The sequence below is a fragment of the Pseudomonas sp. FG36 genome, from assembly GCF_057809275.1.
The window spans coordinates 110,399-133,407 of the sequence record NZ_JBMDJQ010000012.1 but is presented as its reverse complement, the minus strand read 5'-3'; the positions used below and the strand labels follow the sequence as shown (position 1 = coordinate 133,407).

At 62.3% G+C, this 23,009-nt stretch carries 25 protein-coding genes; 17 read left to right on the top strand and 8 right to left on the bottom strand.

The window, feature by feature from the left end; all coding sequences use genetic code 11:
• Positions 1–43 precede the first annotated feature (43 nt).
• The 6 genes from ACODS9_RS12110 to ACODS9_RS12085 all read left to right on the top strand — a co-directional run bounded on the left by ACODS9_RS12110 (position 44) and on the right by ACODS9_RS12085 (position 3,695).
• Positions 44–592, top strand: coding sequence for an Rnf-Nqr domain containing protein (locus ACODS9_RS12110; RefSeq protein WP_489093963.1), 549 nt, complete (start codon positions 44–46; stop codon positions 590–592).
• A 78-nt stretch (positions 593–670) separates the two neighbouring features.
• Positions 671–1,642, top strand: a complete 972-nt coding sequence (locus tag ACODS9_RS12105) for an RnfABCDGE type electron transport complex subunit D (RefSeq protein WP_401110839.1) — start codon at positions 671–673, stop codon at positions 1,640–1,642.
• Positions 1,639–2,250 (top strand): RnfABCDGE type electron transport complex subunit G, encoded by a 612-nt coding sequence (locus tag ACODS9_RS12100; protein ID WP_489093962.1) that lies wholly within the window; start codon positions 1,639–1,641, stop codon positions 2,248–2,250. Before ACODS9_RS12105 ends, ACODS9_RS12100 begins: the two co-directional genes overlap by 4 nt.
• Entirely contained in the window at positions 2,247–2,771 is a 525-nt protein-coding gene (locus tag ACODS9_RS12095) for an Rnf-Nqr domain containing protein (RefSeq protein ID WP_489093961.1), read from the top strand. Before ACODS9_RS12100 ends, ACODS9_RS12095 begins: the two co-directional genes overlap by 4 nt.
• Positions 2,772–2,775: 4 nt before the next feature.
• Complete coding sequence (gene nth, locus ACODS9_RS12090; RefSeq protein WP_046854460.1) at positions 2,776–3,414, top strand: endonuclease III; 639 nt, start codon at positions 2,776–2,778, stop codon at positions 3,412–3,414.
• A gap of 104 nt (positions 3,415–3,518) precedes the next feature.
• Positions 3,519–3,695 carry a PA3496 family putative envelope integrity protein gene (locus ACODS9_RS12085; RefSeq protein ID WP_023630757.1) on the top strand — a complete coding sequence of 59 codons (177 nt, stop codon included), beginning with the start codon at positions 3,519–3,521 and terminating at the stop codon, positions 3,693–3,695.
• Positions 3,696–3,740: 45 nt separating this feature from the next.
• Here ACODS9_RS12085 and ACODS9_RS12080 read toward each other — a convergent pair whose 3' ends face one another.
• Entirely contained in the window at positions 3,741–4,367 is a 627-nt protein-coding gene (locus tag ACODS9_RS12080; protein ID WP_023630756.1) for a response regulator transcription factor, read from the bottom strand.
• Positions 4,368–4,738: 371 nt separating this feature from the next.
• Between ACODS9_RS12080 and ACODS9_RS12075 the strand changes: the two genes are divergently transcribed.
• Positions 4,739–5,200 carry a hypothetical protein gene (locus tag ACODS9_RS12075; protein ID WP_401110846.1) on the top strand — a complete coding sequence of 154 codons (462 nt, stop codon included), beginning with the start codon at positions 4,739–4,741 and terminating at the stop codon, positions 5,198–5,200.
• A 44-nt stretch (positions 5,201–5,244) separates the two neighbouring features.
• Here ACODS9_RS12075 and ACODS9_RS12070 read toward each other — a convergent pair whose 3' ends face one another.
• Together ACODS9_RS12070 and ACODS9_RS12065 are read right to left on the bottom strand one after the other, a co-directional pair.
• Entirely contained in the window at positions 5,245–6,462 is a 1,218-nt protein-coding gene (locus ACODS9_RS12070; protein WP_023630754.1) for an argininosuccinate synthase, read from the bottom strand.
• A 128-nt stretch (positions 6,463–6,590) separates the two neighbouring features.
• Positions 6,591–7,562: a flagellar protein MotY gene (locus tag ACODS9_RS12065; RefSeq protein ID WP_489093960.1), complete on the bottom strand. Its 972-nt coding sequence runs from the start codon at positions 7,560–7,562 to the stop codon at positions 6,591–6,593.
• Positions 7,563–7,692: 130 nt separating this feature from the next.
• On the opposite strand from ACODS9_RS12065, the gene pyrC reads away from it, so the two are divergent.
• Positions 7,693–8,739, top strand: coding sequence for a dihydroorotase (gene pyrC / locus ACODS9_RS12060; protein ID WP_367858115.1), 1,047 nt, complete (start codon positions 7,693–7,695; stop codon positions 8,737–8,739).
• Positions 8,740–8,798: 59 nt separating this feature from the next.
• Positions 8,799–9,410, top strand: a complete 612-nt coding sequence (gene rnt, locus ACODS9_RS12055; RefSeq protein WP_225933324.1) for a ribonuclease T — start codon at positions 8,799–8,801, stop codon at positions 9,408–9,410.
• 69 nt (positions 9,411–9,479) lie between these two features.
• On the opposite strand, the gene ACODS9_RS12050 is transcribed toward rnt, so the two are convergent.
• Entirely contained in the window at positions 9,480–10,082 is a 603-nt protein-coding gene (locus ACODS9_RS12050; RefSeq protein ID WP_023629028.1) for a peroxiredoxin, read from the bottom strand.
• 213 nt (positions 10,083–10,295) lie between these two features.
• On the opposite strand from ACODS9_RS12050, the gene ACODS9_RS12045 reads away from it, so the two are divergent.
• Together ACODS9_RS12045 and bfr are read left to right on the top strand one after the other, a co-directional pair.
• Entirely contained in the window at positions 10,296–10,517 is a 222-nt protein-coding gene (locus ACODS9_RS12045) for a bacterioferritin-associated ferredoxin (RefSeq protein WP_011532520.1), read from the top strand.
• 201 nt (positions 10,518–10,718) lie between these two features.
• Positions 10,719–11,192 carry a bacterioferritin gene (gene bfr / locus ACODS9_RS12040; RefSeq protein ID WP_046854451.1) on the top strand — a complete coding sequence of 158 codons (474 nt, stop codon included), beginning with the start codon at positions 10,719–10,721 and terminating at the stop codon, positions 11,190–11,192.
• Positions 11,193–11,262: 70 nt separating this feature from the next.
• On the opposite strand, the gene grxD is transcribed toward bfr, so the two are convergent.
• The gene (gene grxD / locus ACODS9_RS12035) at positions 11,263–11,598 is read right to left on the bottom strand and encodes a Grx4 family monothiol glutaredoxin (RefSeq protein WP_031314504.1); all 336 of its coding nucleotides are present in this window, start codon (positions 11,596–11,598) and stop codon (positions 11,263–11,265) included.
• Between the two features lie 91 nt (positions 11,599–11,689).
• On the bottom strand, positions 11,690–13,798 hold the full coding sequence (locus ACODS9_RS12030; protein ID WP_489093959.1) for a molybdopterin oxidoreductase family protein: 2,109 nt from the start codon (positions 13,796–13,798) through the stop codon (positions 11,690–11,692).
• Positions 13,799–14,162: 364 nt separating this feature from the next.
• On the opposite strand from ACODS9_RS12030, the gene argF reads away from it, so the two are divergent.
• Positions 14,163–15,083 carry an ornithine carbamoyltransferase gene (argF, locus tag ACODS9_RS12025; RefSeq protein ID WP_046854449.1) on the top strand — a complete coding sequence of 307 codons (921 nt, stop codon included), beginning with the start codon at positions 14,163–14,165 and terminating at the stop codon, positions 15,081–15,083.
• Entirely contained in the window at positions 15,080–16,189 is a 1,110-nt protein-coding gene (locus tag ACODS9_RS12020) for an ABC transporter ATP-binding protein (protein WP_401110854.1), read from the top strand. Before argF ends, ACODS9_RS12020 begins: the two co-directional genes overlap by 4 nt.
• Positions 16,190–16,268: 79 nt before the next feature.
• On the opposite strand, the gene ACODS9_RS12015 is transcribed toward ACODS9_RS12020, so the two are convergent.
• Both ACODS9_RS12015 and ybaK read right to left on the bottom strand, forming a co-directional pair.
• Positions 16,269–17,048, bottom strand: a complete 780-nt coding sequence (locus ACODS9_RS12015; protein WP_489093958.1) for a PhzF family phenazine biosynthesis protein — start codon at positions 17,046–17,048, stop codon at positions 16,269–16,271.
• A 98-nt stretch (positions 17,049–17,146) separates the two neighbouring features.
• A complete protein-coding gene (gene ybaK / locus ACODS9_RS12010; protein ID WP_110701961.1) occupies positions 17,147–17,617 on the bottom strand; it encodes a Cys-tRNA(Pro) deacylase in 471 nt (156 codons plus the stop codon).
• Between the two features lie 305 nt (positions 17,618–17,922).
• Here ybaK and ACODS9_RS12005 point away from each other — a divergent pair, with 305 nt between their 5' ends.
• The 4 genes from ACODS9_RS12005 (at position 17,923) to glpD (ending at position 23,000) form a co-directional block, all read left to right on the top strand.
• The gene (locus ACODS9_RS12005; protein ID WP_046854446.1) at positions 17,923–18,774 is read left to right on the top strand and encodes an MIP/aquaporin family protein; all 852 of its coding nucleotides are present in this window, start codon (positions 17,923–17,925) and stop codon (positions 18,772–18,774) included.
• A gap of 77 nt (positions 18,775–18,851) precedes the next feature.
• Positions 18,852–20,351 (top strand): glycerol kinase GlpK, encoded by a 1,500-nt coding sequence (gene glpK, locus ACODS9_RS12000; RefSeq protein WP_046854445.1) that lies wholly within the window; start codon positions 18,852–18,854, stop codon positions 20,349–20,351.
• Between the two features lie 132 nt (positions 20,352–20,483).
• Entirely contained in the window at positions 20,484–21,239 is a 756-nt protein-coding gene (glpR, locus tag ACODS9_RS11995) for a DNA-binding transcriptional repressor GlpR (protein ID WP_023629017.1), read from the top strand.
• Between the two features lie 234 nt (positions 21,240–21,473).
• On the top strand, positions 21,474–23,000 hold the full coding sequence (gene glpD / locus ACODS9_RS11990) for a glycerol-3-phosphate dehydrogenase (protein ID WP_489093957.1): 1,527 nt from the start codon (positions 21,474–21,476) through the stop codon (positions 22,998–23,000).
• Positions 23,001–23,009 lie beyond the last annotated feature (9 nt).

Here is a 23,009-nt window from a genome sequence, read left to right as displayed (position 1 = left end):
CGCTGCCGGATAATGGCGCCATCCTCCCGCCGTCGGCATCTCCATGAGTGACTACGTTCTGGTCCTGGTCAGCGCCGCGCTGGTCAATCACCTGCTCCTGCAGGTAGAGCCGGTCGAGCGTGCGCGCCTGCATGCCCTGGGCCTGTGCAGCGCACTGCTGATACTCGTGGCACTGCCAGTCGGCACCTGGCTGTACCAGCAACTGCTCGTGCCTCTGCAATTGCAGGACCTGCAGCTGTTGATCTTCCTGCCGTTGCTGACGGCATTGGCTTGGGCGCTGCCGAACCTGCTTCAGCGCCTGCGCCCAGACTGGCCTACACAAGGCCTGCCGGGTCTGCTGAGCGCAAATGTCGTGGTGCTAGGCTTGCTGGTGCAGCTGTCCGATGACGACATGTACGGCTGGCGCCTGCTGGCGTGGCCACTTGTTGCCGCTTTGGGCTTCTGGCTCGCGCTGATGCTTTATGCGGACCTGGACATGCGCAGCCGCCAAGCCGAGGTACCCACGGCATTACGCGGCCTGCCTATCCAACTGATCGGTGCCGGGGTGATGGCCATGGCATTTTCGGGACTCAACGGACTGTTCGCCCAATGAACCTGACTCTACACATCGGCGTCTTGCTGCCGGCCCCGCAAAACGCCGCCCGGCGCTACCTCGAGGCACTACAGACCCATGCCGCTACCTGATCCGCGCCTGCGCAGCGCCATGCAACTGGTGCTGCTGGCCTGCACCCCTGGGCTGCTGGCGCTGTTCTGGCTGCATGGCTGGGGCGTGCTGATCAACCTGCTACTGAGCAGTTGCGCGGCGCTGGCCACCGAGGCCTTGCTGCTGAGCTGGCGCAAGCTGCCGGTGGCCTCGGCCCTGGGCGATGGCAGCGCGCTGGTCACCGCCGTCCTGCTGGCCGCGGCCCTGCCCATCCAGGCACCCTGGTGGTTGCCGGCAATTGCAGCCTGTGTCGCCATTGGCCTGGGCAAACAGGCCTTCGGGGGCGTGGGACGCAACCTGTTCAACCCGGCCATGGTGGGCTATGTGTTCGTACTGCTGAGCTTCCCCCTGCAGATGAACCACTGGCCCGGCCAAGCACCCGGATTGCTGGACAGCCTGAACCTGAGCCTGGGTACCGGAGATCGCATCGATGCCTGGGCCAGCCCCACGGTGCTCGACGTACTGCGCCACAACCGCAGCCTGACCATCGACGAGCTGTTTGCCAGCCATTCGGCCTTCGGCCACCTCGGAGGGCGCGCCAGCGAATGGGTCAACCTCGCCTTCCTGCTCGGTGGGTTGTTCCTGATGCAACGCAAGGTCTTCGGCTGGCATGCACCCGTCGGCCTGCTCGGCGCCTTGTTCCTGTTCAGCCTGCTGGGTTGGAATGGCTCCGGCTCCGACTCCAATGGCTCACCATTGCTGCATTTGCTGTCGGGCTCGACCATGCTGGCCGCGTTTTTCATCGCTACCGAGCCAGTATCAGGTTGCAGGCAGCCGTTGGCTCGTCTGCTGTTCGGTGCCGGCGCCGGCTTGCTGATCTACCTGATCCGCACATGGGGCAGCTTCGCCGACGGCACGGCATTCGCGATCCTGCTGATGAACCTTGCCGCACCGTCCCTGGATCGCTGGGCGGAACGCCGCCAGCAGGCCTGCCCATGAATGTCCGCTGGCGCAGCGCCGCATGCCTTCTGCTGCTGGCATTGTTGGCCGTTGCCACGACGCTGGCCTGGCAACGCTTCACGGCCGAACCGATTGCACAGGCTTCGCGCCAGTGGCAGGAACGGCAGTGGCTGGCGGTGCTGCCGCCGGGCAGCTTCGACAACCGGCCCTTGCAGACCCCCTTGGCCCTGGCAGATACCAACCTGCGCCATAGCCGCCTGCTCGCCGGTTACCGTGCCACGCTGGCGGGCAGCCCTACCGCCATCCTGTTGCATAACAGGTTCCAGGGCTATGGCGGCGCCATCGAAATGGTCATCGCCATCGACACCCAGGGCCGCCTGGTGGGCATGCGTGTACTCGAGCAACAGGAAAGCCCAGGCCTGGGCGACCAACTGGCAGACCCGGCGCGTCACTGGCTCGACCAGTTCATCGGCCGGGCACAGCAAGGTACACCCGAGCAGGCCTGGGCGATCAAGCGTGACCAGGGCGCGTTCGATCAACTGGCCGGGGCGACGGTAACTTCTCGGGCAGTCATTGAGGCGATCCAGGATGCGCTGCGCTACTTCGACGATCACCGCCAAGGACTGCTCGGCGAGGCGCGCCCATGAGCAGGTTCTGGTTAGTGATGATCAGCCTGGCACCGTTGCTCGGCGCGACCCGGACCATTGTCCAGGCTATCGCCATCAGCCTTTGCGCTTGCCTGCTGACAGGCCTGCATCAGGCGCTGATGGCACCACTGCGTCGCCACCTTGCCCAGGGCGCCAGCCCGTGGGCGAGCGCTTTATTGGCCGCCACCTTGGTAGCCTGCCTGTACCTGGGGCTGCGGGCATGGGCCCTGCCCCTGGCCGAGGAACTTGCCCTCTACCCCCTGTTGCTGGCGCTGCCCTGCCTGGCCTGCGAACAGTTGCTGCCACAGACTCACCGCTACCGCCAACTGTGCCGCGGCCTGGGTGGACTCTTGGTGGCCAGCCTTGCCCTAGGTATCTGTCGACAAGTGCTCGCCGACGATCTCGGCCTGCACATTGCCACGCTCGCCCCCGGCGCCTTGATACTGCTCGGCCTGCTGCTGGGGTTGTACAATCACCTGCGCCCATCGACCACCTCACCACGCCGTCAAGGAAGCCGTTGACCCCATGAATGCCGCCAAACGCCTGGAGATTTTTCGCAGGCTGCATGAAGACAACCCCGAACCCAAGACAGAACTGGCCTACTCCACCCCCTTCGAACTGCTGATCGCGGTGATCCTCTCGGCCCAGGCGACGGACGTCGGCGTCAACAAGGCCACCGCGCGCCTGTTCCCGGTCGCCAACACGCCGCAGGCCATCCACGCCCTGGGCGTCGAAGGCCTGAGCGAGTACATCAAGACCATCGGGCTGTACAACAGCAAGGCCAGGAATGTCATCGAGACCTGTCGCCTGCTGGTCGAACTGCACGGTGGTGAAGTCCCGCAGAGCCGCGAAGCGCTGGAAGCCCTGCCCGGCGTTGGCCGCAAGACCGCCAACGTAGTGCTCAATACCGCCTTTCGCCAACTTGCCATGGCCGTCGATACGCATATCTTCCGGGTCAGCAACCGCACGGGTATAGCGCCGGGCAAGACCGTTCTGGAAGTCGAAAAGAAACTGCTCAAGTTCGTGCCAAAGGACTATCTGCTCGATGCCCACCACTGGCTGATCCTGCATGGCCGCTATGTCTGCCAGGCCCGAAAACCCCGCTGTGGGAGCTGCCGAATCGAGGACCTGTGCGAATACAAGCTCAAGACCTCGGACGATTGAAGCAATAGCTGACAACAGCACAAGGCGATTGAAAAAATCTTTTTTACCCGCTCTGCGATTCCCGTTATAAGGACGGCCAATGGCCCTTTGGCTTGGAGTAACGCATGAGCACCGATAAAGAAGACCTGGCGAACGACGACGACTTCCAAAGTACGGACGACGACGTGGAGCCGCAGGCCGAACCGGCCAAGACCAACCTGAGCAAGCGCCGCACCATCGACAACATGCTCGAGGAGCGACGCCTGCAGAAGCAACTGGCCGACTTCGACTACGATCTGTAGCGCAGACATGCAAAAGCCTCCTGAACGGAGGCTTTTCAATAGGGTTCAGGCCAGCCCATGGCGCTGGGCGAGTTCGATCAGGTCCACCAACGAGCGGGCATTCAACTTGAGGAGCAGGCGAGTCTTGTAGGTACTGACCGTCTTGTTGCTGAGGAACATGCTGTCGGCGATCTCCTTGTTGCTCTTGCCCCGTGCCAGTTGCTGCAGCACCATCATCTCCCGGCCGGAAAGCCGCTCGACCATCTCCATTTCCGTGGCGCCTCCCGTGCCCGAGCGCCCCTTGTGCAATGCCTGATTGGGGAAATAGCTGTAGCCGGACAGCACGGCCTTGATGGCACTGAGCAGCTCGGTCAACTCCTGTTGCTTGCAGACATAACCTGCCGCCCCCGCTTGCATGCAGCGCATCGAGAAGTGCCCAGGGGCCTGGGAAGTCAGTACCAGTACCTTGCTCGCCGGGCTCGCCAGCGTCATCCGCGCAATCACTTCAAGCCCATCCAGTTTGGGGATCCCGATATCCAGAATGACAATATCCGGCAGATATTCCCGCGTCAGTTGCAGGGCATCCACACCATTGTCACTCTCCGCCACCACTTCGTAGCCATGCCGCTCCATCAGCATGCGTACGGCCAGGCGAATGACCGGGTGATCATCCACGATCAGCACTTTATTCATGCGATTCCCATTGATACGTTATTTTTAGTTCGATAGACCACCACACCCGAGCATAACGATTATTTATGCAGCGGTTTCCCTGGTAAATTCACCGAAAGAAGCGGCCTACAATTAATGGAGATTCTTCCTACGCACTGCCACTTTCACAAAATGTAATAGATGTAGGTTCGTCGCAACGAATCAGAAAGTAACAGCCGGCATAATTGGATCCAAGTGTCATTGAGTCACACTCCATGCAGGAAAATTCGACTGTACATACTGGATAAAGGCAGGCGTTAGAGCTACGACGTGGCCAGAGAGGGAAACAAGGCACGCTTAATACGCTGGGGAAAACACGCTACAGATGGGCAAAGCATCACCAGGCCCTCAGCATGAACCGCGACCCCATCAGTCCATTGACCCTTATCGCTGTCTTTGCCGGCGTAATCGAAGCGTCTGCCCTGGCATCACTCCCGTTCCTCAGCGAAGACAGCCAGACCCTGTACACCTGGTTCCTGGTGGGCTTCCCGTTCTTCCTTACCGTACTGTTCTTTCTCACCCTGAACTTCAACACTCGCTCGCTGTTTGCACCGGACAGGGAGGCCAACAGCGCCCGCAAGCCTGTACACACATCTGCCGCAGGGAGCAAAGGCGCGATGATCATCGCCATTTCCGGAGCCGACAGTCAGAAGATCATCGAAAACCATGTACTGCGAATGATCGACCGCCCCCACGGGCGACAACGACGCTGGGTGCTATACAACCTGGATACGCGCACCTGCATCCATCTCTCAGCCGCGCCCATGCAGGATGACGAGAGCCCGTCCACCACCCAGGCAGAAACCCAGGCATGAAAAAACCCGGCCTAGGCCGGGTTTCTTCTTACGCTCGAGGCAGCTTACAGCAGCGAACGGCCTTTGTTGGCCGCGATACGCATACGCAATGCATTGAGCTTGATGAAGCCTGCGGCATCGGCCTGGTTGTAAGCCCCGCCGTCTTCCTCGAAGGTCGCGATGTTGGCATCGAACAGCGAATCGTCCGACTTGCGGCCCACGACAGTGACATTGCCCTTGTACAGCTTCAGGCGGACAACGCCATTCACGTTGAGCTGCGAGGCATCGATCATCTGCTGCAGCATCAGACGCTCCGGGCTCCACCAGTAGCCGGTGTAGATCAGGCTGGCGTACTTGGGCATCAGCTCATCCTTCAGGTGAGCGACTTCGCGGTCCAGGGTGATCGACTCGATGGCGCGGTGAGCCTTGAGCATGATGGTACCGCCCGGGGTCTCGTAGCAACCGCGCGACTTCATGCCGACATAGCGGTTCTCGACGATGTCCAGGCGACCGATGCCGTTGGCGCCGCCAATGCGGTTGAGGTCGGCCAGCACGGTGGCCGGGGTCTTCTCGACGCCGTCGATGGCGACGATGTCACCGTTGCGGTAGGTCAGCTCGATGTAGGTGGCCTGGTCCGGGGCGTTCTCCGGGGAGACGCTCCATTTCCACATGTCTTCCTCGTGCTCGGTCCAGGTATCTTCCAGGACACCGCCTTCGTAGGAGATGTGCAGCAGGTTGGCGTCCATCGAATACGGCGACTTCTTCTTGCCGTGACGCTCGATCGGGATGCCGTGCTTCTCGGCGTAATCCATCAGCTTCTCGCGGGACAGCAGGTCCCACTCACGCCATGGCGCGATGACCTTGACGCCAGGCTTGAGCGCGTAGGCGCCCAGCTCGAAACGTACCTGGTCGTTGCCCTTGCCGGTGGCACCGTGGGAAATGGCGTCGGCGCCGGTTTCGTTGGCGATCTCGATCAGGCGCTTGGCGATCAGCGGGCGGGCGATGGAAGTACCCAGCAGGTACTCGCCTTCGTAGACGGTGTTGGCGCGGAACATCGGGAAGACGAAATCACGCACGAACTCTTCGCGCAGGTCATCGATGTAGATTTCTTTCACGCCCATCGCCTGGGCCTTGGCGCGGGCCGGCTCGACCTCCTCGCCCTGGCCGAGGTCAGCGGTGAAGGTCACCACTTCACAGTTGTAGGTGTCCTGCAGCCACTTGAGAATCACCGAAGTATCAAGGCCGCCGGAATACGCCAATACGACCTTTTTTACGTCCGCCATGCCATCACTCCACGGGGTTGTACGGAAAGCCGATGATTCTACCGGCCTTGCCGAAAAATTTACAATGGGGCGACAGCTTGTGACGACAAAGCGACAGGAATTGTCGAGAGCGCGACCCGCTGTCGCACTCAGGATTTCGCTGGAGCGGGCTGGGCGGAAGCGGCCGCAGGCGTCGCGGGCGCAGGTGCGGTAGCCGCGGGCGCCGGGGCCGCCGGTGGCGCCGGTTTCTCCAGCGGTTTCTCGACCGGTGTCACGCGCTCGAGCTGGATGTTCACCCGGCGGTTGCGCGCCCGGTTGGCGGCAGAGTTGTTCTTGGCCAGCGGATAGCGTTCGCCGTGGAAGCGCACGGTGATCTGCTCTTCCGGCACGCCATGGGCCTTGAGGTAGTCGGCCACCGCCAACGCCCGTCGGCGCGAGGTGTCGCGGTTGGTCAGGCGGTTGCCGCTGTTGTCGGAGTGGCCGTTGAGCTCGATGTGATTGACCGTCGGATCGGCCTTCAAATAGTCCAGCAGCACATCCAGGCGCGCACGCGCCGAGCTGTCCAGTTCGATCCCGCCTCCGGGGAAACCAACCTGGGTCTGGCGGATCTGGTCATAGTTCATCGGCAGCAGCTTGGCGGCGCACAGCTGGTAGTCGCTGTAGGCCTTGGCGAAGCTGACTGGCATCACCTGCACTTGCATCGGCCGGCCACCCTCGCCCCGATAGTTGCGCACCACCGTGCTGCGGCCATCGAGCAGGCCATTGATCAGGCGGCTGGCCTGGCCTTGACTGGAGGTGAACAACACACCAGTGCGGGCCATGTGCACCGCACCGAGGTTGATATCGCCCCGCCCTGGCTGCCAGGGGGCTGCGGCGGCCAGCAAGGTGGCTGACCCTGCGCCGAGGACGTTGCTGTCGGAGCGCAGCTGGAAGGTCGGTTGTTCGCCGGCACGGCGCACGAACTCGCCGCTGCCGAAACCGTCGATCGGCTGGATCAGGCGACATTCGAACTGGTCACCCTCGACTTTCCAGGCGACGTTCTCCACGCGGGTCTGGAAGGTCATGGCCCCGGCCGGCAGGCTGGCGACAAGGGTGAACAGGGCTAGGTAACGCTGGCGCACGGTCGGCTCCACTGATTCTGACGGCTTACCTGAATGCTATCGGACGCCTGTCGGAAAACTTGATAGCCGTGCTCGAACAGGGGTTTTCCGGTAGCATTGGCTTCTGAGTTCGACCCGCCTGGAATCTCCAATGTCCGATCGCCTGACCCTCCTGCGCCCCGACGACTGGCACATCCATCTGCGCGATGGTGCCGTCCTGCCTCACACCGTCGGTGACGTGGCGCGTACCTTCGCCCGCGCCATCATCATGCCCAACCTGGTTCCGCCGGTGCGCAACGCCGTCGAGGCCGATGCCTACCGCGCCCGCATCCTTGCCGCACGCCCCGCCGGCAGCCGTTTCGAGCCACTGATGGTGCTGTATCTTACCGACCGCACCAGCCCGGAAGACATCCGCGCCGCCAAGGCCAGCGGGATCGTGTACGCCGCCAAGCTGTACCCGGCCGGCGCCACCACCAACTCCGATTCGGGCGTGACCAGCATCGACAACATCTTCCCGGCAATCGAGGCACTGGCCGAAACCGGCATGCCCCTGCTGGTGCACGGTGAGGTCACGCGCAGTGAAATCGACGTGTTCGACCGCGAGAAGCGTTTCATCGACGAGCACATGCGCCGCCTGGTCGAGCGTTTCCCGACCCTGAAAGTGGTGTTCGAGCACATCACCACCAGCGACGCCGCGCAGTTCGTCACCGAGGCGCCGGCCAACGTCGGTGCCACCATCACTGCCCAGCACCTGCTGTACAACCGCAACCACATGCTGGTTGGCGGTATCCGCCCGCATTTCTATTGCCTGCCGATCCTCAAGCGCAACACCCACCAGGTAGCGTTGCTGGATGCCGCGACCAGCGGCAACCCGAAATTCTTCCTCGGTACCGACTCGGCGCCTCACGCCAAGCATGCCAAGGAAGCCGCCTGCGGCTGCGCCGGCTGCTATACCGCCTACGCCGCCATCGAGTTGTATGCCGAGGCGTTCGAGCAGCGCAACGCACTGGACAAGCTCGAAGGCTTCGCCAGCAAGCATGGCCCTGATTTCTACGGCCTGCCGCGCAATACCGACACCATCACCCTGGTGCGTGAGCAATGGACAGCGCCGGACAGCCTGCCCTTCGGTGACACCACCGTCATTCCCCTGCGCGCTGGTGAAACACTGCGCTGGCGCCTGCAGGAGGACCACGCGTGAGCGAAGATCTTTACGAAGACGACCAGGACAGCCAGGTCAGCAGTGGCTCGCGCCATCCCATGGCCGAGCGTTTCCGCGGCTACCTGCCTGTGGTGGTGGATGTCGAGACCGGTGGTTTCAACAGCGCCACCGACGCGCTGCTGGAGATTGCCGCCGTCACCATCGGCATGGATGAAAAGGGCTTCCTGTTCCCCGAGCACACCTACTTCCATCGGGTCGAACCGTTCGAAGGGGCCAATATCGAGGCCGCCGCGCTGGAGTTCACCGGCATCAAGCTCGATCACCCGCTGCGCATGGCGGTGAGCGAGGAAAGTGCACTGACCGATATTTTCCGCGGCGTGCGCAAGGCGCTGAAGGCCAATGGCTGCAAGCGGGCGATCCTGGTGGGGCATAACAGCAGCTTCGACCTGGGTTTCCTCAACGCTGCCGTTGCGCGCAACGATATCAAGCGCAACCCGTTCCACCCGTTCTCCAGCTTCGACACCGCCACCCTCGCTGGCCTCGCCTACGGCCAGACAGTGCTGGCCCGAGCCTGCCAGAGCGCGGACATCGACTTCGACGGCCGTGAAGCGCATTCGGCACGTTACGACACCGAGAAGACTGCCGAGCTGTTCTGCGGCATCGTCAATCGCTGGAAAGAGATGGGCGGCTGGCGCGATTTCAACGACTGATCGCACGCTTGCAGCTTGAAGCATAAAAAAACCGGCCACCAGGGCCGGTTTTTTTATGCGCTTGGCAAATTACAGCTTGCCAGCGTTCTCGCTCAGGTAAGCCGCGACGCCTTCCGGCGAAGCGTTCATGCCCTTGTCGCCTTTCTTCCAGTTGGCCGGGCAGACTTCGCCGTGCTCTTCGTGGAATTGCAGGGCGTCGACCAGGCGCAGCAGCTCGTCCATGTTGCGGCCCAGCGGCAGGTCGTTGACGATCTGCGAGCGGACAACACCGTTGGTGTCGATCAGGAAGGCGCCACGGAAGGCCACGCCGCCTTCGGACTCGACGTCGTAGGCCTTGCAGATTTCGTGGGTCATGTCGGCTGCCAGGGTGTACTTGACCTGGCCGATGCCGCCATTGTTGACCGGGGTGTTGCGCCAGGCGTTGTGGGTGAAGTGCGAGTCGATCGACACGCCGATCACTTCAACGTTACGCGCCTGGAAGTCAGGGATGCGGTTGTCCAGGGCGATCAGCTCGGACGGGCAGACGAAGGTGAAGTCCAGTGGGTAGAAGAACACCAGGCCGTACTTGCCCTTGATGGCCGAGGCCAGGTTGAAGCTGTCAACGATCTCGCCGTTGCCCAGCACGGCTGGAACGGTGAAGTCCGGGGCTTGTTTGCCAACGAGTACGCTCATTCGATCTCTCCTGATGAGGGGTGAAAAACCTTGCCCGGGCGGAACGCGTCCCCCGGATCCAGCAAAGGCCGACCATCATACACAGCTTTGCGTGACAGGCCGAATCTCAACCGCCGGTCGCTCTGGAACGCACCTTACACAAAGTGTTTTGACAAGCATTCTCATTACCATTACTCTCCAACGCATCGACTCAACCCGCGATGGTCAGCCTTTATGTATGTGTGTCTTTGTGTCGGTGTCACCGACGGACAGATCCGCGATGCGATCTACGAAGGATGCTGCAGCTACAAGGAAGTGCGAGCCGCCACCAATGTGGCCAGCCAGTGCGGCAAGTGCGCCTGCCTCGCCAAGCAGGTGGTACGCGAAACCCTCACCGAGCTGCAACTGAGCCAGCAGGCCGTCCTGCCCTACCCCGTTGAATTCAACGCGGCGTAATTTCCCCAAATTCGAAGAACCGGACCCAGTGTCCGGTTTTTTTATGCCCGTAATTCAATAAGTTAGCGCTCGAACGCGGTTCACAAACATTCTTATTCCGATTAATTTTCACTTATTATTCAATAACTTAGGTTTGACATAGATAGTTGCGGGGCTCAAACTTGTTTGCATTGGCTCAACTTCTACAGGGCAGACCCCATCATGAAAGGCGACGTAAGCGTCATCCAGCATCTCAACAAGGTCCTCGGAAACGAGCTGGTCGCAATCAACCAGTACTTCCTGCATGCGCGCATGTACGAAGATTGGGGCCTGAACAAAATCGGCAAACTCGAGTACAAAGAGTCCATCCAGGCGATGAAGGATGCTGACAAGCTGATCAAGCGCATCCTCTTCCTCGAAGGCATTCCCAACGTCCAGGACCTGGGCAAGCTCATGATCGGCGAGCACACCAAGGAGATGCTCGACTGCGATCTGAAGCTCGAGAAAAAGGCCCACGCCGACCTGAAAGCCGCCATCGCCCATTGTGAAACCGCTGGCGACTTCGGTTCGCGCGACGTGCTCGAGGACATCCTCGAGGACCAGGAAGAGCACATCGATTGGCTGGAGACTCAACTGGGCCTGATCGACAAGATCACTATCGAGAACTACCTGCAGTCGCAGATGGGCGAAGAGTAACTGCTCGAACGACGCCAACAAAAAGCCCCGCTATTGCGGGGCTTTTGCATCCTGGCGAGGAACGCCGGAATCAGGCTTCGGAAGCCTTGGCCTTGGCGGCCGCATCCTTGATCAGGGTCTGCAGTTCACCATTTTCGAACATCTCGATCATGATGTCGCTGCCGCCGACCAGTTCACCCGCCACCCACAGTTGCGGGAAGGTAGGCCAATTGGCGTACTTGGGCAGGTTGGCGCGGATTTCCGGGTTCTGCAGGATGTCGACATAAGCGAACTTCTCGCCACACCCCATCACGGCTTGCGAAGCCTTGGCCGAGAAACCGCACTGCGGGGCATTCGGCGAACCTTTCATGTAAAGCAGAATGGTGTTGTTGGCGATCTGCTCTTTGATTGTATCGATGATATCCATGAAGCACCTCGGCTGAACTTTCCGACTGGGTCGTCGGCACGGTGACGCATTGTATCGGAAAGCCGAGCGACGTGCTCGGCCTTGCCGATGCTCAGGCGGCCTCCACTTGCACAGGTACGCCATTGAGAGCGGCGTTGCCGGATACGCCATCACGCAAGTGCTCGTCGGTCAGGTCATTGGCACTCACTCCCGGCTGTGCACCGGCCACCTGCAAGCGCGCGCCCTGGCGCCCATGACCGTAGCCGTGGGGCAGGCTGACCACCCCTGGCATCATCTCCTCGCTGGCTTGGACAGGCACTTCGATCACGCCCGTGCGCGAGCGGATCCGCACCATCTGCCCATCTTGCAACTGGCGGTGGCGCAGATCATCCGGATGCATCAGCAGATGATGCCGCGGCTTGCCTTTGACCAGCCGATGATAGTTGTGCATCCAGGAATTGTTGCTGCGCACATGGCGACGGCCGATCAGCAACAACTGGCCTGCCGTCGGCGCTGCCTGCCGGGCCAGGCGCTGCAGGTCACCGAGCAGTACCGCCGGTGCGGCTTCGACTTTGCCGCCAGCCGTGCGCAAGCGTACCGCGAGGTTAGCACCCAGCGGCCCTAGATCCAGGCCGTGGGGGTATTCATCGAGCATCTGCAGGGAAAGCTTCCAGGACGAGTCGTCACCATAAGGGCCCTTGCGCAAGGCAAAGTCGATCATCCGTGCCGGTGGCAGGGTCGCCTTGAGCTCGACCTGCGCACGCTGGGCAAAGGCCTCGGCCAGGCCTACGAAAATCTCCCAGTCATGCAGCGCTCCCTCCGGTTTGGGCAGGATCGCCCGGTTGAAGCGGGTGACGTTGCGTACCGCCAGCAGGTTGAAGGTGGAATCGTAGTGGTCATTCTCCAGCGCCGAGGTGGAAGGCAGGATCAGGTCGGCATGACGCGTGGTCTCGTTGATGTAGAGGTCGATGCTGAGCATGAACTCCAGGCCGGCCAAGGCCTCGTCCAGGCGCCGCCCGTTGGGCGTGGACAGCACTGGGTTGCCGGCCACGGTCACCAACGCCCGGACCTGCCCGTCACCGGGCTCGAGGATCTCCTCGGCCAAGGCCGAGACCGGCAGCTCGCCAGCATATTCGGGCAACCCCGAGACGCGGCTGCGCCACTGGTCGAAGTGGCCACCCGAGGTGCTGCCGACCAGATCGACCGCCGGCTCGGTGCATAACGCACCACCAACCCGATCAAGGTTGCCGGTGACCAGGTTGATCAATTGCACCAGCCAGTGGCACAACGAGCCGAAGGCCTGGGTCGATACCCCCATCCGGCCATAGCACACCGCCTTGTCGGCAGCGGCGAAGTCCCGCGCCAATTGGCGGATGTCCTCGGCCGGGATGCCGCACAACGCGCTCATGCTGACGGCATCGAACGGCAGGATCGCCTCGCGCACCTGCTCCAGACCATTGATCGGCAGGTGCGAGCCACGGGCCAGGCCCTCGTCGAACAGGGTATGCAACAGGCCACACAGCAGCGCTGCGTCGCCACCAGGGCGAATGAACAGGTGTCGATCGGCGAGTAACGCCGTCTCGCTGCGCCGCGGATCCACCACCACCAGCTGCCCGCCCCTGGCCTTGAGTGCCTTCAGGCGTTTTTCCACATCTGGGACGGTCATGATGCTGCCATTGGACGCCAGGGGATTGCCGCCAAGAATCAGCATGAACTGCGTGTGGTCGATGTCCGGGATGGGCAGCAACAGGCCATGGCCGTACATCAGGTGGCTGGTCAGGTGCTGCGGCAGCTGGTCCACCGAGGTGGCCGAGAAGCGGTTGCGGGTCTTGAGCAGGCCGAGGAAGTAGTTGCTGTGGGTCATTAAGCCATAGTTGTGCACGCTGGGGTTGCCCTGGTAGACCGCCACTGCATTGCGCCCATGGGCCTGCTGCACCGCCCACAGCCGCTCTGCGGCGAAGGCGAAGGCCTCGTCCCAGCCGATCGCCTGCCACTGGTCACCGATACGCCGATGAGGCTGGCGCAGGCGATCAGGGTCCTCCTGGATGTCCTGCAGGGCGACCGCCTTGGGGCAGATGTGGCCACGGCTGAACGGATCCTGCGGATCGCCCTTGATCGAGCTGATCCGCGGCGGCCCTTCTGCCTCATGGGTAACTTCGATGTTCAGGCCGCAAATGGCTTCGCACAGGTGACAGGCTCGGTGATGCAGGGTCTTGGTCATGGCCGCCTCTGCCTTGTTGTTCTGAAGGTTCGACTATGCGCCGCACCTACCGGGCATGCCAGCGCGCTTCGCGGCGTGAATCGGGCGACATCAGGCCGACGATTCGCGACGATGGGTTTGCCAAAATCGAGGTAAGCCGTGTACAACCTCTGTAGCAAATAAAAAACAGCTGCTCGCCAAAGGCTTACGACACCCTTTGACACAGAGGCGCTGTTTCCCCTCTTGGTTTCAGGCGACATTTAATTATAGTATTGCGCCTTTCCCTATTCCGTCCGCCCCGTGCGGCTTACGCCGCAGGTCACTCCCGTTGTCAACAAAACCCATACGGTCGACCTGCAAAACGTTGCAGATAAGGTAGTCAATCATGAGCGCTAGGCACTTTCTCTCCCTGCTGGATTTCACCGCTGACGAATTGCTCGGCGTGATCCGTCGCGGCATCGAGCTGAAGGACCTGCGTAAACGAGGCGTGCTGTTCGAGCCGTTGAAGAACCGTGTACTGGGGATGATCTTCGAGAAATCCTCGACCCGTACCCGAGTGTCCTTCGAAGCGGGCATGATCCAGCTTGGCGGCCAGGCGATCTTCCTGTCGCCGCGCGACACCCAGCTGGGCCGCGGCGAGCCGATCGCCGACAGCGCCATCGTGCTGTCGAGCATGGTCGACGCAGTGATGATCCGTACCCACGCCCACAGCACCCTCACCGAATTCGCCGCCAATTCGAAGGTGCCAGTCATCAACGGCCTGTCCGACGAATCGCACCCCTGCCAGTTGCTGGCCGACATGCAGACCTTCTTCGAACACCGTGGCGCGATCCAGGGCAAGACCGTGGCCTGGGTCGGCGACGGCTTCAACATGTGCAACTCCTATATCGAAGCTGCCGTGCAGTTCGATTTCCAACTGCGCATCACTTGCCCTGAAGGCTACGAGCCCGATCCGCGCTTCCTGCAACTGGGTGGCGACCGCGTGCAGATCATCCGGGATCCGAAGGAAGCCGTGCGCGGCGCCCACCTGGTAACCACGGATGTCTGGACTTCCATGGGCCAGGAAGAGGAAACTGCACGGCGCCTGGCGCATTTCGCGCCTTACCAGGTCACCCGCGAACTGCTCGACCTGGCGGCACCCGACGCCCTGTTCATGCATTGCCTGCCCGCCCACCGTGGCGAGGAAATCAGCCAGGACCTGCTCGACGACCCCCGTTCGGTCGCCTGGGACGAAGCTGAGAACCGCCTGCATGCGCAGAAGGCACTTCTGGAATTCCTTGTAGAACCGGCTTACCACCACGCATGAGTCAACAGCTACTGCTCAACCTGCGCAACCTGGCCTGTGGCTATGGCGACCAGCGCATCGTCCAGAACCTCAACCTGCACCTCAACGCAGGCGACATTGGTTGCCTGCTGGGGTCCTCTGGTTGCGGCAAGACCACCACGCTGCGCGCCATCGCCGGGTTCGAGCCGGTGCACGAAGGCGAGATCCAGCTGGGCGGCGAGGTCATCTCCCGCGCCGGGTTCACCCTGGCACCGGAGAAACGCCGCATCGGCATGGTGTTCCAGGACTACGCGCTGTTCCCCCACCTGACCGTCGCGCAGAACATCGCCTTCGGTATCGGCAAGCACCCGCGCCAGGCGGCGGTGGTCGAGGAGATGCTCGAGCTGGTCAAGCTGGCCGGCCTCGGCGGGCGTTACCCGCACGAGTTGTCGGGCGGCCAGCAGCAACGCGTGGCCCTGGCCCGTGCGCTTGCACCGGAGCCACAGCTGCTGTTGCTTGACGAGCCGTTCTCCAACCTCGACGTGGAGCTGCGCCGACGCTTGAGCCACGAGGTCCGCGACATCCTCAAGAGCCGCGGCACCAGCGCCATCCTGGTCACCCACGACCAGGAAGAAGCCTTTGCCGTCAGCGATCATGTGGGGGTATTCAAGGAGGGGCGCCTGGAGCAGTGGGACACGCCCTACAACCTCTACCACGAGCCGCAGACCCCGTTCGTCGCCAGCTTCATCGGCCAGGGATACTTCATTCGCGGCCAGATGAGCAGCCACGAAGCAGTAGCCACCGAACTCGGCGAGCTGCGCGGCAACCGGGCCTATACCATGGCACCGGGAAGCTCGGTGGATGTGCTGTTGCGCCCCGACGACATCATCCATGCCCCCGACAGCACGCTGCGGGCACAGGTCATCGGCAAAAGCTTCCTCGGCGCTTCGACCTTGTATCGCCTGCAGCTTCCCACCGGCAGCCAGCTCGAAGCGATCTTCCCCAGCCACAACGACCACTTGCTCGGCCAGGACGTCGGCATCGCCGTCGCCGCCGATCATCTCGTGCTGTTCCCGGTGCCTGGTAGCGTTGCCGCGCAGCTACCGCGCCAGGAGAATGGCGTGCGTCGCATCAGCTCGGCGCTCTGAGGTTCGACAGCAGCGCGTGGCAAGCCCGTTTCCACGTCCTGTAAACAGGCGTGGGGCGGGCTCGCCCGATCACCTTGAATCAGACCATCAAAGTACCAGAGGCCACCAAGCGGGCCTGTCCACCGATCTTCACCCGTTTCCCCTCCAATCGGCAGAACAGCTCGCCACCGCGTGCAGAGCGCTGGAACGCGTGCAGTTGCGACTTGCCAAGGCGTGTCGCCCAGTAAGGAATAAGCGAGCAGTGAACGGAACCTGTGACCGGATCCTCGGGGATGCCGATACTCGGTGCAAAATAGCGCGACACGAAATCGTGCTCTTCACCCGGCGCCGTCACGATCACGCCTAGACCTGGCAGTTTCGCCAGCGCCACCATGTCTGGCGTGCAGATACGCACGGCTTGCTCAGAAGCCAGTACCACCAGCAGCTCCTTGGTCTGGTAAACCTCCTGTACCTCGCACCCCAGCGCCTCGGCCACGGCCACCGGCTCAGCCAAGGGCTGCGGATCGATGCGCGGGAAATCGAGCCACAGGCGGCCCCCTTCACGCGTCACGCTCAATGGACCGGACAGGCTTTGAAAGTCCAGACGGGGTTTCTGCTCGCCATAGACCTCGAACAGCACATGCGCACTGGCAAGGGTGGCATGACCGCACAGCGGTACTTCGGTAGCGGGGGTGAACCAGCGAATCCGGTAGCCCTCTCCTTCAGCGACCACGAACGCAGTTTCGGCAAGGTTGTGCTCGGCGGCGATCTGCTGCATCAGCGCATCGTCTAGCCACTGCTCCAGGTGGTAGACCATGGCCGGATTGCCGGCGAAGGGCCGGTCACTGAACGCATCGACCTGGTGAAAATGCAGCTGCATGCCACGACTCCTGTGTAGGGCGGAAAGGCCACGAGCATGGAGCAAGGCGCCTGGACCGAACAGTGACAGAGTCGTGGAATTTGAATCAGTACAGATGATCAGCCGCGACCGATCTCGGCGAACTGTGCCTGGGTATGGGCAGCGAGCACCACTGCGGCGAGTTCCACTTCCAGTCCGCGGCGGCCTGCGCTCACATGAATCGTTTCATGTTGTTGCGCGGATTGATCGATAAAAGTGCGCAGGCGCTTCTTTTGTCCCAGCGGGCTGATCCCGCCAACCAGGTAGCCCGTGGCGCGCTGGGCAGCCTGCGGGTCGGCCATTTCGCATTTCTTCACGCCGGCCGCATGGGCCAACGCCTTCAGATCGAGCGTTCCGCCCACCGGCACCACCGCCACCAGCAGCTCACCTTTTTCACTGCTGGCGAGCAGCGTCTTGAACACGCGCAATGGGTCAAGGCCGAGCTTTTCCGCAGCCTCCAGACCGTACGATGCGGATTTCGGATCATGTTCGTAGCTGTGCACGCGGTGCTCGGCACGCGCCTTTTTCAGTAGGTCCAGGGCGGGGGTCATCAACGGCTCCAGGCGATCACAAGTCGCCCGGTACTTTAGGGTAAATCCGCCGGGGCAGCCAGCGCAGGACCCAGGCTAGAGCAGCGGCCGTGGATTCACCACGCGGCACGGCAGTCAGAATGTGGCTGAGCGTTCATTTTCGACCTTTGACATCAGCGTTTCTTGTCTATATTTTTTCGTTTATGAATAAATGGTGCACCTATAAGGTACGCTTCCTGTACCCGCCCGGCGTCAATGGGGATCGACTCCGGGCTTTTTGCTGTCGAGCGCCCAGCGCCTCACAACAACAAGAACCGAGGTCATACATGACGACTGCTCTACGACAACCCACGCTATCCGCCCAGTGCCTGGCCGAATTTCTCGGCACTGCCCTGCTCATATTCTTCGGTACCGGCTGTGTCGCCGCGCTCAAGGTCGCCGGTGCCAGCTTCGGCCTGTGGGAAATAAGCATCATCTGGGGTGTCGGCGTGAGCATGGCGATCTACCTCACCGCCGGTGTGTCCGGCGCGCACCTGAACCCGGCGGTCAGCATCGCGCTGGCCGTTTTCGCCGGCTTCGACAAGCGCAAGCTGCCGTTCTACATGCTCGCCCAGGTGTGCGGCGCATTCTGCGGCGCCGCGTTGGTGTACTTCCTGTACAGCAACCTGTTCTTCGATTTCGAACAAAGCCACGCCATGCTGCGCGGCAGCCAGGCCAGCCTCGAACTGGCCTCGGTGTTCTCCACCTATCCGCACCCGGCGCTGTCCACCGGCCAGGCGTTCCTGGTCGAAGTGATCATCACCGCCATTCTGATGGCCGTGATCATGGCCCTGACCGACGACAACAACGGCCTGCCCCGTGGCGCCACCGCGCCCCTGCTGATCGGCCTGCTGATCGCCGTGATCGGCAGCGCGATGGGCCCGCTGACCGGCTTTGCGATGAACCCGGCGCGCGATTTCGGGCCTAAACTGATGACCTTCCTGGCCGGCTGGGGCGAAATTGCCTTCACCGGCGGGCGCGATATTCCGTATTTCCTGGTGCCGGTGTTCGCGCCGATCCTCGGTGCCAGCCTGGGCGCGGCCTTGTACCGCGGGCTGATCGCCCGCAATTTGCCGACGACACAAGCCGCGCCCCAACAGACAGACGATAATCCTCAGGGCGACACCCAGGTTTCCTGATGCCAACGCCGGGCCCGGGCTGACACCCGGCGCCCGCCACGCCCTGAACTACCCCCTATTCGTGCAAGGCCACCGACATGACCGATACCCTGGACAAGAACTACATCATCGCCCTGGACCAGGGCACCACCAGTTCGCGCGCCATCATCTTCGATCGCGACGCCAACGTGGTGGGCACCTCGCAGCGTGAATTCGCCCAGCACTACCCACAGGCGGGCTGGGTCGAGCACGACCCGATGGAAATCTTCGCCACCCAGAGCGCGACCATGGTCGAGGCCCTGGCCCAGGCCGGCATCAGCCACGCCCAGGTCGCCGCCATCGGCATCACCAACCAGCGCGAGACCACCGTCGTCTGGGACAAGGAAACCGGGCGCCCGGTGTACAACGCCATCGTCTGGCAATGCCGGCGCAGCACCGAGATCTGTGCCCAGCTCAAGCGCGACGGCCATGAGCAGTACATCCGCGAGGCAACCGGCCTGGTCACCGACCCGTACTTCTCCGGCACCAAGCTCAAGTGGATCCTCGATAACGTCGAGGGCGTGCGCGAGCGCGCCGAGCGTGGCGAGCTGCTGTTCGGCACCATCGATACCTGGCTGATCTGGAAGTTCTCCGGTGGCAAGGTGCATGTCACCGACTACACCAACGCCTCGCGCACGCTGATGTTCAACATCCACAGCCTGCAATGGGACGAAAAGCTCCTCGATATCCTCGGCATCCCAAGCCAGATGCTGCCCGAAGTTCGCCCGTCGTCCGAAGTCTATGGCCATACCAAGAGCGGCATTGCCATCGCCGGTATCGCCGGTGACCAGCAATCGGCGCTGTTCGGCCAGATGTGCGTGGAGCCCGGCCAGGCCAAGAACACCTACGGCACCGGCTGCTTCCTGCTGATGAACACCGGTGACAAGGCGGTGCAATCGTCCCACGGCCTGCTCACCACCATTGCCTGCGGCCCGCGTGGCGAAGTGGCCTACGCCCTTGAGGGCGCGGTCTTCAACGGTGGTTCCACCGTGCAGTGGCTGCGTGACGAACTGAAGATCGTCAACGATGCCTACGACACCGAGTACTTTGCCAGCAAGGTCAAGGACAGCAACGGTGTCTACCTGGTGCCAGCCTTCACCGGCCTGGGTGCGCCCTACTGGGACCCGTACGCCCGCGGCGCGCTGTTCGGCCTGACCCGTGGCGTCAAGGTCGATCACATCATCCGTGCCGCCCTCGAGTCGATCGCCTACCAGACCCGTGACGTACTCGACGCCATGCAGCAGGACTGCGGCCAGCGCCTGTCCGAACTGCGCGTGGACGGTGGCGCGGTGGCCAACAACTTCCTCATGCAGTTCCAGGCCGACATTCTCGGCACCTGCGTCGAGCGTCCGAAAATGCGCGAAACCACAGCGCTGGGCGCCGCCTACCTGGCGGGCCTGGCCTGCGGTTTCTGGAGCGGCCTGGACGAGCTGCGCGACAAGGCGATCATCGAGCGAGAGTTCAGTCCGCAGTTGGACGAAGCGGCCAAGGAGAAGCTGTACAAGGGCTGGCGCAAGGCTGTTGACCGCACCCGCGACTGGGAAGATCACGACGCCTGATAGCGAAAGCATCGCGGGGCGAGCCCCCTTACCACGCCCCGCGATGGTCCTTTACGCATCAACCAGACTGGTCCTACACCACGACCTACGGCATCATTGCAGAATTTGTCCGGCTGCCCCAAAGGACCGCCCATGAATCTGCCTCCACGCCAACAACAAATCCTCGAGCTTGTCCGCGAACGCGGTTATGTCAGCATCGAGGAAATGGCGCAGCTGTTCGTCGTCACCCCGCAGACCATCCGCCGCGATATCAACCAGCTCGCCGAAGCCAACCTGTTGCGCCGCTACCACGGTGGTGCCGCCTACGACTCGAGCATCGAAAACACCGCCTACGCCATGCGCGCAGACCAGATGCGCGACGAGAAGCAACGCATCGCCGACGCCGTGGCCCGGCAGATTCCCGACCATGCCTCGCTGTTCATCAACATCGGCACCACCACCGAATCCATCGCCCGCGCCCTGCTCAACCACAATCACCTGAAAGTCATCACCAACAACCTGCACGTGGCGGCGATCCTGGCGGCCAAGGACGACTTCGAAGTGCTCGTGGCCGGCGGCACGGTCCGCCGCGACGGTGGCGTGGTGGGCCAGGCGAGCGTCGACTTCATCAACCAGTTCAAGGTCGATTTCGCCGTAGTCGGCATCAGCGGCATTGACGAGGACGGCAGCCTGCTGGACTTCGACTACCAGGAAGTACGGGTATCCCAGGCCATCATCGCCAATGCCCGCCAGGTGCTGCTGGCGGCGGACTCAAGCAAGTTCGGGCGCAATGCCATGGTTCGCCTGGGCTCGATCAGCCTGGTCGACTGCCTGGTGACCGACCAGGCCCCTTCCCCGGCCCTGACCCAGTTGCTCAACCAGTACAAGATCCGCCTCGACGTGGTTTGAGGCTGCTGACCTCGCCCCATGCAAGCCGTTGGGTCGAGCACCGCCCTGGCGGCGCTTGATCTACCTGCCTTGTAAATCGATCACCCTGCCTTTTCGCAAATGTTCATTTCCCTGTCATCCGATCAGTTTTTTCTATAAAGACTGACTGGCAGCCGCCTGTTCATTAGGCTAATATTTTCGGAAACGAACATTGATGTTCACTTTCGATGTGAACAGCCCCAGGAGGCCTTGCCCGTGTCCCAGCCCGTTTCGTCCCAGCCACCCCTCCAAGACTGCTACGACCTCGCCGTTATCGGCGGTGGCATCAATGGCGTGGGCATCGCTGCCGATGCCGCCGGGCGCGGCCTCAAGGTGTTCCTTTGTGAAAAGGATGACCTGGCACAGCACACCTCCTCGGCCAGCAGCAAGCTGATCCATGGTGGCCTGCGCTATCTGGAGCACTACGAATTCCGCCTGGTACGCGAAGCCCTGGCCGAGCGCGAAGTGCTGCTGGCCAAGGCGCCGCACATCGTCAAGCCCATGCGTTTCGTGCTGCCGCACCGCCCGCATCTGCGCCCGGCCTGGATGATCCGCGCTGGTTTGTTCCTCTACGATCACCTCGGCAAGCGCAAGCGCCTGGGTGCTTCGCGCAGCCTGCGCTTTGGCCCGGGTTACCCGCTCAAGCCCGCCATCACCCGTGGCTTCGAATATGCCGACTGCGCGGTGGATGACGCCCGCCTGGTGGTACTCAATGCCATGGCCGCTCGTGAACAGGGCGCGCAGATCCGTACCCGCACCCGCTGCCTGCGTGCCGAACGCGTCGATGGCCTGTGGCAGGTGGAACTGCAGCACGCCGATGGCAGCCTGCAGACCATCCACGCCCGAGCGTTGGTCAATGCTGCCGGTCCCTGGGTGGCGAGCTTCATCAAGGACGACCTGAAGCTCGACGCGCCTTACGGCATCCGCCTGATCCAAGGTAGCCACCTCATCGTGCCTCGCCTGTACGAGGGCGAACATGCCTTCATCCTGCAGAACGAAGACCAGCGCATCGTCTTCTGCATCCCGTATCTGGACCGTTTCACACTTATCGGTACCACAGACCGCGAATACAACGGCGACCCGGCCAAGGTGGCGATCACCGAGCAGGAAACCGACTACCTGCTCACGGTGGTGAACGCCCACTTCAACCACCAACTGAGCCGTGCCGACATCCTGCACACTTACTCCGGCGTACGCCCGCTGTGCAACGACGAGTCGGACAACCCGTCGGCGGTAACCCGTGACTACACGCTGGCGCTGTCCGCAAGTGAAGGGCAGGCGCCGCTACTGTCGGTGTTCGGCGGCAAGCTGACCACCTACCGCAAGCTGGCCGAATCGGCCATGGCCGAACTCAAGCCGTTCTTCACCCAGATGCGCGGCAGCTGGACCGCCACCGCTCCCTTGCCAGGGGGCGAGAACATGACGACAGTACAGGCTCTGGTCGATGCCGTGCTGGCACGCCATGGCTGGTTGCCAGTCGACATCGCACGACGCTGGGCGCTGGCCTACGGCAGCCGCATATGGCAACTTCTCGACGGTGTCCAGGGTCCAGAGGACCTGGGCCAGGCGATCGGTGCCGGGTTGTTCACCCGCGAAGTGGACTACCTGTTGCAAGAAGAATGGGCCGAGCATGCCGATGACATTCTGTGGCGTCGTGGCAAGCTTGGCCTGGCGATGACCGTGCAGGAGCAACAGGCACTACGGGACTACCTGCAGCAGAACGCAAAGGCCCGCGCAGCCTGAAGTGCCTTG